The organism is Streptomyces sp. NBC_01551 (genome assembly GCF_026339935.1).
Lineage (GTDB): Bacteria > Actinomycetota > Actinomycetes > Streptomycetales > Streptomycetaceae > Streptomyces.
Window position 1 is genome coordinate 3927766 of record NZ_JAPEPX010000001.1, and the last position, 13259, is coordinate 3941024.

A 13259-nucleotide genomic window follows, 5' to 3' on the forward strand; every position below is an offset into this window, starting at 1 on the left:
GGCAGGTCAGGCGACGCCCTCCCGGCCGGGCAGCGGCGGCCGGTTGCGCTCCCAGCCGTCGAGCGCGGTCAGGCAGGCGTGGTCGAGGTGGCGCAGTCCGCTCAGGTCGAGCCGCACCGACGGCCCGTGCGGCAGCGCCTCCAGGGCGTCCAGCAGCTTCGGCAGCCGCAGGAAGCTGGCGTTTCCCAGGACGCGGACGCACAGCTCATCGCCCTCCCACACCTCCTCGACGTGCACGTGGGAGGTTTCCCAGGCGGCCTTGGCGACGGCCAGTCCCAGGCCGATGAGCACGCCCTCGAAGAGGTTGGTGGCCACGATCGCGGCGGCCGTCGCCACCAGCACCACCGCCTCGCCCCGGTGCGTCCGCCACAGGACGGCCACCGCCCGGGCCGGCAGCAGCTTCCAGCCGGCGTGCAGCAGCACCCCGGCGAGCGCGGCGAGCGGCACCACCTCCAGGGCCTGGGGGAGTGCCACGGCGAACAGCAGCAGCCAGCCGCCGTGCATGATCCGGGCCGCGCGGGTGCGTGCCCCGGCCTCCACGTTCGCGGCGCTGCGCACGATCACGGCGGTCATCGGCAGCGCCCCGAGCAGCCCGCAGACGGCGTTGCCGAAGCCCTGGGCGACGAGTTCGCGGTCGTAGTCGGTGCGGTCCCCATCGTGCATCCGGTCCACGGCGGCGGCGCTGAACAGCGTCTCGGCGGAGGCGATCAGCGCGAGCGCGACCACCGTCCCGACGACCCCGACGGAGGCCAGCACTCCGAAGTCCCCCCAGGCGGGCGGGGACACGGCCTCCAGCACCCCCGTGACCCGCACCTTCGCCACGGGCAGCTCCAGCAGTACGGCCGCGCCGGTGGCGGCCGCCACCCCGACCAGCGCGCCCGGTACGAGGCGCAGCCGGTCCGGTACGCGCCGCCACGCCACCAGGACGGCCACGGTCGCGGCGCCCAGCGCCACGGCGGCCCAGTCGGCCCGCCCGCCGAGCTCGGTCATCCCTCCGAGCTTGCCCAGGGTGTCCCCGGGTGCCGGGACACCGCCCAGCGCGTACAGCTGCCCGGCGATCAGCACGAGCCCGATCCCGGCCAGCATCCCGTGCACGACGGCGACGGAGATCGCCCGGAACCACCGCCCGAGCCGCAGCACGCCCATGCCCAGTTGCAGCACGCCCGCCGCCAGCACCAGTACCCCGAGCGCGGCCAGGCCGTACGCGTGCACCGCCTCGTAGACGAGCACGGTCAGCCCCGCGGCCGGGCCGCTGACCTGGAGCGAACTCCCCCGGAACCACCCGGTGACCAGTCCGCCGACCACCCCGGTGACGATCCCCAGCTCGGCCGGCACCCCGGAGGCGACGGCCACCCCGACACAGAGCGGTAGCGCCACCAGTGCGACGACCACGGACGCCCCGAAGTCTTCGCGGAAACTACCGGCCCCAGGCATGCGAGAACCCCCTGCCACACGGTGTGATGGATGACACCCAGCGTGCTGGGCGCATCCGCCCACGCCTAGTGACCACAGGGAGCCCGGGAAGGAGCATGCGCCGCGCACGCCCCGCACACACCCTTGCGCGCACCCGTGGCCGGGGGGCCGGGAAACGCCAATGGGGGCACGGCCAGGGCGGTCGTCGAGGCGGGCCCCGGCGCTGTGCCCCTGCTGTGCCCCCGTGTGCCCCGCGGGGCTGCTCTAGCGGCGTGCGCGCAGGTCGAAGACGCTGATCAGCGGTAGTTCACGAACTGGATCGCGAAGTCCAGGTCCTTGCCCTTGAGGAGCTGCTGGATGGCCTGGAGGTCATCGCGGCTCTTGGAGCTGACGCGCAGCTCCTCGCCCTGGACCTGGGCCTTGACGCCCTTGGGGCCCTCGTCCCGGATGATCTTCGCGACCTTCTTGGCGTTCTCCTGGGAGATGCCCTCCTCGATGCTGGCGAAGATCTTGTACTCCTTGCCGGACAGCTGCGGCTCGCCGGCGTCGAGCGCCTTGAGCGAGATCCCGCGCTTGACCAGCTTGGTCTCGAAGACGTCGAGAACGGCCTTGACGCGCTCCTCGGAGTTCGCCTCCATCAGGATCTTGTCGCCGGACCAGGCGATCGAGGCGCCGGTGCCCTTGAAGTCGTAGCGCTGCGAGAGTTCCTTGGCGGCCTGGTTGAGGGCGTTGTCGACCTCCTGCCGCTCGACCTTCGAGACGATGTCGAAACTGGAGTCGGCCATGTGCTGTGGCTCCTTGAAATCGGCTGTGTTGTGCCCCGGAGGGCGCGGCCGGACATCCCCGGCCCGCTCGGCAAAGCCTAGCCACCACGCCCGCCGGGAGCGCTGATCAATCAGGTGGCGAAGCACCCCCGGACATCAGGTATCGTTTACGTCGTTGCCAGGGAGCGCCGCCGAAAGGCGGAAAAATGGCAGCAATCTTGGCGGTGTGCCCGAGTGGCCAAAGGGAGCAGACTGTAAATCTGCCGGCTCAGCCTACCCAGGTTCGAACCCTGGCGCCGCCACGCGATGCAAGACCCCCGTTACTGCGGAAGCGCAGTGGCGGGGGTCTTCTCGTTGTCGCCCGCGGCCGCCGTACCTGCCCGCCAGGGCGCAGTCACCCCATCGGCCGCTCCGGCCGCACCGATGCAGGCGTCCGGTCGTTCTCCCGGCGTGAAATGGACTTCGGACACACGTGGCAAAGCGGGCGGCGGGGTGCTCCTCGCCCTGCTCGGCGCCGGCATCCCGGCCCTGGTGGGAGCGGCACTGGACCAGCACGTCGGGCAGCCGTACCAAGAGACCCGGCTCTACTTCGGCACCGCCCGCCCCGACGGCCTGCCCCCCGTCGCGGAACCGGAGTTCCTCCGCTTCCTGGACCGGGAGATCACCCCCGCCTTCCCCGAGGGCCTCACCCTCCACGACGGCCGTGGCCAGTGGCGCGGCCAGGACGGGAAGACCATCCGCGAGACCTCGTACGAACTGGTCCTCCTCTACCCGGAGAAGGAGGCCGAGGAGCGCGGCGTGCGCATCGAGCGGATCCGGCAGGCGTACGAGGACCAGTACCGTCAGGACTCGGTCGGCCGGTCCGACGACAAGGTGAGCGCCGAGTTCTGACCCCGTGAACAGGACGGCGCTCAGTTCCCCGCGACGTCCTTCACGGCCACCTCGACCGGCGTCGACCCGGAGACCAGCTCCAGCGTCAGACCGGCCGTCGCCGGAGTCTCGATCAGCTCCGCCAGCACCGCGGCCACGTCGTCGCGCGGGACCGACCCGCGCCCCGTCCGCGCCCCCAACCGGACCAGGCCCCGGCCCGCGTCGTCGAGCAGCGAGCCGGGGCGCAGCACCGTCCACTCCAGACCCAGCCGGGTCCGGACGTGGTCGTCGGCCTCGCCCTTGGCCCGCAGATAGGCGTCGAACACGTCGTCACCCTCGTGCCAGGCGTCCGCGCCCATCGAAGAGACCATCAGGAAGCGGCGCACCCGCGCCCGTTCGGCGGCGTCGGAGAACAGCACCGCCGCGCCCCGGTCCACGGAGTCCTTGCGGGCCACGCCGCTGCCCGGACCCGCGCCGGCCGCGAACACCGCCGCGTCCGCGCCCTGCAGGATCCCCGCCACGTGCTCCACCGAGGCCGACTCCAGGTCGCACAGCACCGGTTCGGCGCCCACTTCCCTGAGGTCGTCGCCCTGCGCCGGATCGCGGATGATGCCCGCGACCTCGTACCCGCGTGCGGAGAGCAGCCGCTCCAGCCGCAGCGCGATCTGACCGTGTCCACCCGCGATGACGATGCGCATGTCCCGACCGTACGACGAGCCGGGCGCGCACGCCCGCGAACGGCGGGCGAACGCTCAGGGACCGGGCTCCATACGGCCCTGCCGGGGCAGGTCCAGGGCCACCGCGACGGCGGAGTCGCAGTACTCCCGCACGGCACTCGTACGGGCTACCACCCGGCCCCGGTGGATCACGATCCGGCTGTACGCCAGGGACAGCACCCCCGCGATCCGGTCCCCGCGCACGGCGAGCAGCTCCGCCGGGAAGCCGGCCTCCACCCGCACCTCCGGCAGCCCCATCGCCTCGCGGGCGGCGCCGCTGACCGACGCGTAGGCCTCGGCGGGCCGCAGCCCGCCCTGGGAGGCCAGCAGGTACGCCGCCTCCAGCGGATCCCCGCGGCCGACCGGGTTCCCGGCGTCCCGCAGCGCCCCGCTCCCGGCCGCGACCCGGACCCCGGCGGCGCGCAGCAGCCGCACGGGCGCGGTGCGCAGGCCGCGGCGCTCCAGGGCCGCGCAGTCGCCCTGGGGCAGGCAGGTCACCCGTACCCCGGCCGCGGCCAGCTGGTCGGCGGCCCGGTGCGCCACGTCCAGCGGGAGCCGGGACAGGCCGCCGCAGGGGCCGATGGTGACCCCGGGGCGCAGCCCGCCGGACATCGCCGCGAGCCGCGCGAGGCGGCCCGGATCGTCACCGTCCGTGTGCAGGTCCACGGGGCAGCCGTGCTCGGCGGCGAGTTCCAGGACGGCTTCGAGGAAGCCGGTCGGGTCGGGGTCCAGGTCCGGGCAGCCGCCGATCACCGCAGCGCCCATCTTCACGGCGTCGCGCAGCATGGCGAGCCCGTCGGCGCCGGCCACGCCGGTGAGCAGGCGGGGCACCGCGACGGCGGTGAGGTCGGTGAGCCCGCGCAGCGAGCGGCGCGCCTGGAGCACGGCCTCCATGGGGCCGAGGCCGTGCATGTCGCCGATCCGCACGTGGGACCGTACGGCCGTGGCGCCGTGGCCGAGCTGGAGCAGGGCCGCCTCGGTGGCGCGGCGCTGAACCTCGTCGGGCGTGTACGAGACCGGCCCCTCGCCGTCGGCCGTCAGGGCGGTGTCCCCGTGGGCGTGCGGCTCGGCGGGGGCCGGGAGCAGCAGGTAGCCGCCGAGGTCCACGCGGGAGAGGGCGGGGGCGGGGAGGCTGCCCGCGGTGCCGACGGCCTGGATCCGGCCGCCGCTGAGCCGGACGTCGACGGTGCGGCCGTCGGTGAGGCGGGCCCCGGCGAGCAACAGGGTGGTGGACTCGGCGGCGGCCGCGTTCCCGCTGCCCCCCTGGCTCCCCTTGCCTCCCTGGCCGGCCGGGCGGAGGTTCCCGGCGCCGCCGCCCTCGCCGCCGCGGCCGCTGCGCGGGGAGTGGGACGGCTGCTGCGGCTGGCTGTCGGACATCGCGCTCCTGCGGTGGCTCGGGCGGTTCCTGGGCCGTGGCCGTGGCCGAGGGGCCCAAGATCACGCAGCGTGCTCAGAGCCTAGGGCGCGGGGGTGCCCGCTTCAGGGAAGAGCGCAATAGTCGTACCGGTGTGGTGCACACGCGCCCCGGCGCGTGCGGGGCCGCCCGGCGTGGTGGTGGTGCGCGGGTGGTGGCTGGGGTTGATGATTGGGGCTGGTGGTGAGCCCGGTCACAAAAGGGGCCGAAATCGGCCCGGGAGGCGTCTGGTCCTTGATCGGGAATCACCGGCGGACCCCCTCGGAGCCCGGTCCCCCCAAAGGATTTGGGCGATGGGCGCGCAACCGTGTAATGTCTTCCTCGCTCGCCCCAATAGCTCAGTCGGTAGAGCGTCTCCATGGTAAGGAGAAGGTCTGCGGTTCGATTCCGCATTGGGGCTCTGGTGAGAGAGGTTCCCCGCCCTCGGGTGGGGAGCTGATCACATCAAAGCGGCGTAGCTCAGTCGGTAGAGCAAGCGGCTCATAATCGCTGTGTCACCGGTTCAAGTCCGGTCGCCGCTACACATAGTAGCCGATTGCGGGGTCGGTCTCCCGGTCGGCTACTCTTGTATGCGTTCATCCGTCCCAATTGTCCGTCAAGGAGCACTCACGTGGCTGCCACCGACGTCCGCCCGAAGATCACGCTGGCCTGCGTGGAGTGCAAGGAGCGGAACTACATCACCAAGAAGAACCGGCGTAACAACCCGGACCGCATGGAGATGAAGAAGCACTGCCCGCGCTGCAACTCGCACACCGCGCACCGCGAGACCCGCTGACCCCAGCGAAGTCTCGAATACAGGCACCGTCATGAGGTCGTCCCCTTCATTGGGGGCGGCCTTGTGTCGTTTCGGCGGTCGCCTTTGTTTTCGTGTCCGTTCAATCAGGAGGTAGTGAGCCATGGCGCTCGACCAGTCCTTCGTGGGGCGGAGCTACCCGCCCACCGATCCGTACGAGGTCGGCAGGGAGAAGATCCGCGAATTCGCGGTAGCGGTGGGTGACGCCAATCCCGTCTACACCGACCCCGAGGCGGCCAAGGCGTTCGGTCACCTGGATGTGATCGCCCCTCCGACTTTTGTGTTTGCCATCACTTTCGCGGCGGCGAGCCAGGTCATCGAGGACCCGCAGCTGGGTCTGGACTACAGCCGCGTCGTGCACGGCGACCAGAAGTTCGCGTACTCCCGCCCGGTGCGGGCCGGTGACCGCCTGTCGGTGTCCTCCACGATCGAGGCCGTGAAGTCGATGGCCGGCAACGACATCATCGACATCCGCGGCGAGGTCCACGACGAGACCGGCGAGCACGTGGTGACGGCGTGGACGAAGCTCGTGTCCCGCGCCCCCGAGGAGGCCTGAGATGACTGCGCAGATCCAGTACGCCGACGTCGAGGTCGGCACCGAACTGCCGTCGGGCTCCTTCCCGGTGACGCGCGCCACGCTGGTGCGGTACGCGGGTGCGTCGGGTGACTTCAACCCGATCCACTGGAACGAGAAGTTCGCCACGGAGGTCGGGCTGCCGGACGTGATCGCGCACGGCATGTTCACGATGGCCGAGGCGATCCGCGTCGTCACCGACTGGGTGGGCGACCCGGGCGCGGTCGTGGAGTACGGCGTGCGGTTCACCAAGCCGGTCGTGGTCCCGAACGACGAGCGGGGCGCGGTGATCGAGGTCTCGGCGAAGGTGGCCGCGAAGCTCGACGACAACCGCGTCCGCGTGGACCTGACGGCGATGAGCGCGGGCCAGAAGGTCCTGGGGATGTCCCGCGCGGTCGTCCAGCTGGGCTGAGGCCTGGGGCGGGCGGGTGCCGGGCGGGTGGTGCAGGCGGTGCGGGCGGTGCGGTGCGGGCGGGTGTGGGCGGGACCTGAGCGTCCCGCCCGGGTCTCGCGGTCGGCTGTCGTGGTCGGCTGTCCCGGCTGGCTGTCCTGGTCGGCTGTCCCGGCCGGTTGTCCCGGCCGACTGCCCTGGTCGGCCGCCTTGGCCGGGGTTGATCCAGAGTGACGTTCGTCGCTCCTTGGCTGCTCGGCCCGGCGGCGCCGGTGTGTGGGCCTCGGTTCCGGCGCGTGCTCGGCTGCCGGGTGCGGTGGTGGGCTGAGCTACAAACGTGACCTGCAAGAAGAGGGCCGCCGGGGGCTCGGCTGGGACGTCACCTGCCGGTTCGAGCACCCGTGATGGCGGCCCGTCCCGGGTGCGGCTCCTTTCGTGCGGCACGGTTCGCCCGTGCCTCCGTAGGAGACCACTGGGTCGGCTGGGTTGGGGGAGTGGTCCCCCGGCCCCAGCCGACTCCAGCCGCCGTGTCCGGCCGACTCCAGCCGCTGTGTCCGGCCGGCCCCAGCCGCCGTGTCCGGCCGGCCCCAGCCGCCGTGTCCGGCCGGCCTGGTCGGCCTGGGCGCCTGGCCGGCCTGGGTGCTGGGTCGACCTGGGTGCTCTGGGCGCTCTGGGTGGTCGCGCCCGCTCTTCCGTCCTCGTGGGCACGTGGCAGTGGAAGCGCTGCCGGCCGTGGGTGTGGGTCGGTCTCCACGCTCGAACCGGCAGGTGACGGCTCAGCCCAGCCCCCAGCGGCCCTCTTCTTGCAGGTCACGTTTGTAGCTCAGCCCAGTACCCGGCCGGCGGCCGAACGCCAGCCGCAGCCGTGCTGTAGCCGTAGCCCCGCAGCCGCAGCCGCAGCCGCAGCCGCAGCCGCAGCCCCCGCAGCCGCAGCCGCAGCCCCCGCAGCCGCAAGCGTGTGCGTACACCGCCCCGGTTGACGGAGTTAGTGATTGAGCACTAACTTTGAACCATGGCAAGGATGAGCGCAGAAGAGCGGCGCGAGAGCGTCATTCGCGCGGCGATGCACGAGTTCGCGCGCGGCGGCTACTACGGGACCTCCACCGAGGCGATCGCCAAGCGCGTCGGGGTCTCGCAGCCGTACCTCTTCCGGCTCTTCCCCAACAAGCAGGCGATCTTCCTGGCCGCCACCACGCGCTGCATGGAGGACATCCGGCTCGTCTTCGAGGAGGCGGCCAAGGGTCGCAGTGCCGACGAGGCGCTCGTCGCCATGGGGGAGGCGTACATGAAGCTGATCGCCGATCACCCCGACAAGCTCCAGATGCAGCTCCAGGTGTACGTCACCGTCGCCGCCGCCGAGGCCGCCGGGGAGCCGGGGTTCGGCGAGCTGGTGAGGGCCGGCTGGGAGAACCTGTGGGACACCGTCCACGTGCCCCTCGGGGCCGATGTCGAAGTGACCACCAACTTCATGGCGCACGGGATGCTCATCAACACGCTCTCCGCACTCGGGTTCCCGCGCGAACACCGGGTCTGGGAGGGGTGCTAGCCCTCGGGGAGGGGCGCTGGTGCTCCGTAGGTGAGGGGGCGGGTGCAGCGCCCGCCCGATCCGCGCGGGCGTAGCCCGCCCGAACCGCGTTCCACGCGCGGCGCTTTCATGGCCGCGAAAGTTAGTCAGCGATCACTAACAAAGCATTGCAGGGGGAATCGTGACCACCACGCACACCGCCATCGACGACGGCACCCGCCTCAGGGGACCCGCCGTCTGGGCCCTCGTCATCACCGGAACCGCCGGCTTCATGGCCGCCCTCGACAACCTCGTCGTCACCACCGCGCTCCCCGCCATCCGCGAGGATCTCGGCGGCAAGCTGGAGGATCTCGAATGGACGGTGAACGCCTACACCCTCACCTTCGCCGTCCTCCTCATGCTCGGCGCCGCCCTCGGTGACCGGTTCGGCCGGCGCAGGCTCTTCATCGCCGGCCTCACCCTCTTCACCGGCGCCTCCGCCGCGGCCGCCCTCTCGCCCGGCATCAACGAGCTCATCGCCGCCCGCGCCGTCCAGGGCGTCGGCGCGGCGGTGATGATGCCGCTCACGCTCACCCTGCTCACCGCCGCCGTCCCGGCCGCCCGGCGCGGCATGGCCCTCGGCATCAACGGGGCCCTCACCGGCCTCGCCGTCGCCTGCGGCCCCCTCATCGGCGGCAGCCTCACCGAGCACATCTCCTGGCAGTGGATCTTCTGGCTCAACGTTCCCGTCGGCCTCGCCCTGATCCCGCTCTCCCGCCTCCGCCTCGCCGAGTCCACCGCCCCGAACGCCCGCCTCGACATCCCCGGCACGCTCCTCATCAGCGGCGGCCTCTTCGGCATCGTCTACGCCCTGGTCAACGCCAACGCCCACGGCTGGACCAGCGCCCCCGTCCTCACCGGCCTGATCGGCGGCGTCGCACTCGTCGGCGGGTTCATCCACCACGGCTTCCGCAACGCCAACCCCATGCTCCCCATGCGCCTCTTCCGCAGCCGGGGCTTCCTCGGGATCAACATGGCCAGCCTGCTGATGTTCCTCGGCATGTTCGGCTCGATCTTCCTGCTCAGCCAGTACCTCCAGGGCGTCGCCGGCTACTCGCCCACCGAGGCCGGGCTGCGGATGCTCCCCTGGACCGGAATGCCGATGGTCCTCTCCCCGATCGCGGGCATCCTCGCCGACCGGATCGGCAGCCGCCCCGTCATCTCCGCCGGTCTGGCCTTCCAGGCCGCGGGCCTCGTCTGGTACGCCATGACGCTGACCACCGACATCTCGTACGCCGCCCAGCTGCCCGCGCTGATCCTCAGCGGCATCGGCATGGGCCTGTACTTCGCGCCCGCCTCCTACGCCCTGATGGCCACCGTGGCCCCCGCCGACCAGGGCAAGGCCTCCGGCACCAACAGCGCCCTGCGCGAGGTCGGCGGCGCCCTCGGCATCGCCGTCCTGGCCACTGTCTTCTCCGCCCAGGGCGGCTACGAGAGCCCGCAGGCCTTCACCGACGGCACCGTCCCCGCCCTGTGGATCGGCGCCGGGGCCGTCGCCCTGGCCGCGCTGTTCGCCCTGCTGCTCCCCGCGAAGGAGAAGGAAGGGGAGAAGCGGAAGAAGCGGAAGGAGGAGCCGTACCCGGCCGTCGGCGCCCGGACGGGCGCGGTCCCCGACGAGATCCCCGCCCGCTGACCGCCGACCCACCAGACCCCGAGGAGTCACGCCATGCCCGACGTCCCCTGGTCCACGCCCACGCGGCCCGAGCCCGCCGCCGAGGTCTACGTCATGGCCTCCCGCTTCGAGACCGCCGGCCTGCTCGGGGCCCTCCGGTTCTTCCTCCGGACCCCGGGGATCATCCTCCAGGTCCGCAAGGCCCCCGGCGCCAACGGCGTCGCCCTGCGGGCCCGGGTGTTCAGCCGCACCTTCCTCACCCTCTCCGCGTGGGAGGACCGCGAGGCGCTCTACCGCTTCGCCCGCAGCGAGCCGCACCGCTCCACCTCCCGCGCCGCGAGCGCGTTCACGAAGGAGTCCGTCTTCACCTTCTGGAGCGTTCCGGCCGCCGAGCTGCCCATCAGCTGGGCCGAGGCCGAGCGCCGCCTCGCCGAGCAGCGGCACCGGCAGCGGACGACCGGCTGAGCGCCTCCGGCGCGTACGGTCCGTGGCCCCGCAGGGATGCGAGGGGCACGGACCGTACTCTTGTCCCCGTGCAGGAACTCCACGACGCCCCCCTCGCCCCGCTGACCACCTTCCGCCTCGGTGGTCCCGCAGCCCGCCTCGTCACGGCGACCACCGACGCCGAGGTGATCGACGCCGTCCGCGCGGCCGACGACAGCGGAACCCCGCTCCTCGTCATCGGCGGCGGCAGCAACCTGGTCATCGGCGACCAGGGCTTCGACGGCACCGCCCTGCGCATCGCGACCACCGGCTTCACCCTGACCGGCACCACCCTGGAGCTCGCCGCGGGGGAGAACTGGAGCGCGGCCGTCGCCCGTACGGTCGAAGCGGGCCTCGCCGGCATCGAATGCCTCGCCGGAATCCCCGGCTCCGCCGGCGCCACCCCGATCCAGAACGTCGGGGCGTACGGCCAGGAGGTCTGCGACACCGTCACCGAGGTCGTCGCCTACGACCGCACCCGCCGCGAGACGGTCACGCTGACCGCCGCCGAGTGCGGGTTCTCGTACCGCAACAGCACCTTCAAGGACCAGCCCGACCGGTACGTCGTCCTGCGCGTCCGCTTCGCCCTGGAGGACGCCGGCGGGCTGTCCGCGCCGATCAAGTACCCCGAGACCGCCCGCGCCCTCGGCGTCGAGGCCGGAGACCGGGTCCCCGCCGCCACCGCCAGCGCCACCGTGCTGCGGCTGCGCGCCGGCAAGGGCATGGTGCTGGACCCCGCCGACCACGACACCTGGTCCGCCGGCTCCTTCTTCCACAACCCGATCCTCGGCGACGAGGCGTACGCCGCCTTCCTCGCCCGCGTCGCGGACCGCCTCGGCCCCGACACCGCCCCGCCCGCCTACCCGGCCGGTGACGGACGTACGAAGACCAGCGCGGCCTGGCTGATCGACAAGGCCGGATTCACCAAGGGCTACGGCACCGGCCCCGCGCGCATCTCCACCAAGCACACCCTCGCGCTGACCAACCGCGGCGAGGCCACCACCGAGGACCTCCTCACCCTGGCCCGCGAGGTCGTCGCGGGCGTCCACGCGGCCTTCGGTGTCACCCTGGTCAACGAACCGGTGACGGTCGGCGTCAGCATCTGAAGGAGCCCCGGCCCCCCATGCAATGCCCCCGGCACGGTGCCGGCACGGACCCCACCCGCCTCGTGGGCCGCGAGATCCAGGGCGCCGTCGCGTCCTGGCACGTCTACGAAGGCGAACGCTCCGAGGCGCCGCTCGACGTCTGGCTGATCGACAGCGAGGGCGAGTCCACCCGGATCACCACCGGGTCCGACGGCTGCCTCATCGTGGAGTCCGCCACCCCGCACGAGCCGTACGACATGGGGGAGTGGGGCCGCATCGAGGTCGGCGAGGACCTCGGCGACCACCCCTTCCTGCGCCACCTCGGCGACACGGTGGCGACCGTCGCCGAGTTCGCGGCCCCGCGGACCGGGCGCACCCACCTGGAGATCGGCTTCGCCGACGGCGACCGGGTCCGGGCCGACTGCTGGGAAGGCGACCTGCGGCTCACCCGCTGACGGCGCCGCCCGCTACGAAGCCAGCCAGTGGTCGATCCCGGCCAGCAGCTTCGCCTGTACGTCCTCGGGCGCGGCCGAACCGCGTACCGACTGCCGCGCCAGCTCGGCGAGTTCCGCGTCGGTGAAGGCGTGGTGGCGGCGCGCGATCTCGTACTGCGCGGCCAGCCGGGACCCGAACAGCAGCGGGTCGTCGGCGCCGAGCGCCATCGGCACCCCGGCCTCGAAGAGGGTGCGCAGCGGGACGTCCTCGGGGCGTTCGTAGACCCCCAGGGCGACGTTGGAGGCCGGGCAGACCTCGCAGGTGACCTGCCGGTCGGCGAGCCGCTTGAGGAGCCGGGGGTCCTCGGCGGCCCGGACGCCGTGCCCGATGCGGGCGGCGTGCAGGTCGTCGAGGCAGTCGCGGACGGAGGAGGGCCCGGTCAGCTCACCGCCGTGCGGGGCGGCGAGCAGGCCGCCCTCGCGGGCGATGGCGAAGGCCCGGTCGAAGTCGCGGGCCATGCCGCGGCGCTCGTCGTTGGAGAGGCCGAAGCCGACGATGCCGCGGTCGGCGTAGCGGACGGCGAGGCGGGCCAGGGTGCGGGCGTCGAGGGGGTGCTTCATGCGGTTCGCGGCGATCAGGACGCGCATCCCGAGGCCGGTCTCGCGGGAGGCGGCGTCGACCGCGTCCAGGATGATCTCGACGGCGGGGATCATGCCGCCGAGCAGGGGGGCGTAGGACGTGGGATCCACCTGGATCTCCAGCCAGCCGCTGCCGTCCCGGACGTCCTCCTCGGCGGCCTCGCGGACCAGGCGGCGGATGTCCTCGGGCTCGCGCAGACAGGAGCGGGCGGCGTCGTAGAGCCGCTGGAAGCGGAACCAGCCGCGCTCGTCGGTGGCGCGGAGCTTGGGCGGCTCGCCCGCGGTCAGGGCGTCCGGCAGGCGCACGCCGTACTTGTCGGCGAGCTCCAGGAGGGTCGATGGGCGCATCGAGCCGGTGAAGTGCAGGTGCAGGTGGGCCTTCGGCAGAAGCGTGAGATCGCGTGCGTGCTCCATCTGGCGATCCTGCCGTATCGGTCACCCGATTGGCAGCGCATTACCTGAACGGGATGTTGCCCGAACGTGAATCTGATGCCGGGGCGGTGTGGG

The 13259-nt window shown here is 72.5% G+C and carries 14 protein-coding genes and 3 tRNA genes; 12 read left to right on the plus strand and 5 right to left on the minus strand.

The genetic code is table 11. The features are described from left to right. Positions 1–6: 6 nt before the first annotated feature. Together OG982_RS17745 and OG982_RS17750 are read right to left on the minus strand one after the other, a co-directional pair. Positions 7–1434 carry a SulP family inorganic anion transporter gene (locus tag OG982_RS17745; RefSeq protein WP_266948865.1) on the minus strand — a complete coding sequence of 476 codons (1428 nt, stop codon included), beginning with the start codon at positions 1432–1434 and terminating at the stop codon, positions 7–9. A 275-nt stretch (positions 1435–1709) separates the two neighbouring features. After that, entirely contained in the window at positions 1710–2198 is a 489-nt protein-coding gene (locus OG982_RS17750; RefSeq protein ID WP_266785628.1) for a YajQ family cyclic di-GMP-binding protein, read from the minus strand. Between the two features lie 199 nt (positions 2199–2397). On the opposite strand from OG982_RS17750, the gene OG982_RS17755 reads away from it, so the two are divergent. After that, positions 2398–2479, plus strand: a tRNA-Tyr gene (locus OG982_RS17755). A 190-nt stretch (positions 2480–2669) separates the two neighbouring features. Continuing rightward, a complete protein-coding gene (locus tag OG982_RS17760) occupies positions 2670–3068 on the plus strand; it encodes a DUF3574 domain-containing protein (RefSeq protein WP_266948866.1) in 399 nt (132 codons plus the stop codon). Positions 3069–3088: 20 nt separating this feature from the next. On the opposite strand, the gene OG982_RS17765 is transcribed toward OG982_RS17760, so the two are convergent. Both OG982_RS17765 and OG982_RS17770 read right to left on the minus strand, forming a co-directional pair. Next, the gene (locus OG982_RS17765; protein ID WP_266785596.1) at positions 3089–3745 is read right to left on the minus strand and encodes an SDR family oxidoreductase; all 657 of its coding nucleotides are present in this window, start codon (positions 3743–3745) and stop codon (positions 3089–3091) included. Positions 3746–3799: 54 nt separating this feature from the next. Then, entirely contained in the window at positions 3800–5140 is a 1341-nt protein-coding gene (locus OG982_RS17770; protein ID WP_266785594.1) for an amidohydrolase family protein, read from the minus strand. 364 nt (positions 5141–5504) lie between these two features. Between OG982_RS17770 and OG982_RS17775 the strand changes: the two genes are divergently transcribed. The 10 genes from OG982_RS17775 (at position 5505) to OG982_RS17820 (ending at position 12134) form a co-directional block, all read left to right on the plus strand. Then, positions 5505–5577: transfer RNA gene (locus OG982_RS17775), tRNA-Thr, on the plus strand. 48 nt (positions 5578–5625) lie between these two features. Then, positions 5626–5698, plus strand: a tRNA-Met gene (locus tag OG982_RS17780). Between the two features lie 89 nt (positions 5699–5787). After that, on the plus strand, positions 5788–5952 hold the full coding sequence (gene rpmG, locus OG982_RS17785; protein WP_007265873.1) for a 50S ribosomal protein L33: 165 nt from the start codon (positions 5788–5790) through the stop codon (positions 5950–5952). Between the two features lie 121 nt (positions 5953–6073). Beyond that, positions 6074–6526 (plus strand): MaoC family dehydratase N-terminal domain-containing protein, encoded by a 453-nt coding sequence (locus tag OG982_RS17790; protein ID WP_266785592.1) that lies wholly within the window; start codon positions 6074–6076, stop codon positions 6524–6526. Position 6527: 1 nt separating this feature from the next. After that, positions 6528–6956 carry a MaoC family dehydratase gene (locus OG982_RS17795; protein WP_266785590.1) on the plus strand — a complete coding sequence of 143 codons (429 nt, stop codon included), beginning with the start codon at positions 6528–6530 and terminating at the stop codon, positions 6954–6956. Between the two features lie 991 nt (positions 6957–7947). Then, entirely contained in the window at positions 7948–8481 is a 534-nt protein-coding gene (locus OG982_RS17800) for a TetR/AcrR family transcriptional regulator (protein ID WP_266785586.1), read from the plus strand. 160 nt (positions 8482–8641) lie between these two features. Then, positions 8642–10132 (plus strand): MFS transporter, encoded by a 1491-nt coding sequence (locus tag OG982_RS17805; RefSeq protein WP_266785584.1) that lies wholly within the window; start codon positions 8642–8644, stop codon positions 10130–10132. A gap of 33 nt (positions 10133–10165) precedes the next feature. Then, positions 10166–10576 (plus strand): DUF3291 domain-containing protein, encoded by a 411-nt coding sequence (locus OG982_RS17810; protein WP_266785582.1) that lies wholly within the window; start codon positions 10166–10168, stop codon positions 10574–10576. After that, positions 10573–11700, plus strand: a complete 1128-nt coding sequence (locus OG982_RS17815; RefSeq protein WP_266791888.1) for a UDP-N-acetylmuramate dehydrogenase — start codon at positions 10573–10575, stop codon at positions 11698–11700. Before OG982_RS17810 ends, OG982_RS17815 begins: the two co-directional genes overlap by 4 nt. Positions 11701–11717: 17 nt before the next feature. After that, positions 11718–12134, plus strand: a complete 417-nt coding sequence (locus tag OG982_RS17820) for a hypothetical protein (RefSeq protein ID WP_266785580.1) — start codon at positions 11718–11720, stop codon at positions 12132–12134. A gap of 12 nt (positions 12135–12146) precedes the next feature. On the opposite strand, the gene OG982_RS17825 is transcribed toward OG982_RS17820, so the two are convergent. Then, entirely contained in the window at positions 12147–13166 is a 1020-nt protein-coding gene (locus OG982_RS17825) for an adenosine deaminase (protein ID WP_266785578.1), read from the minus strand. Between the last annotated feature and the right edge of the window lie 93 nt (positions 13167–13259).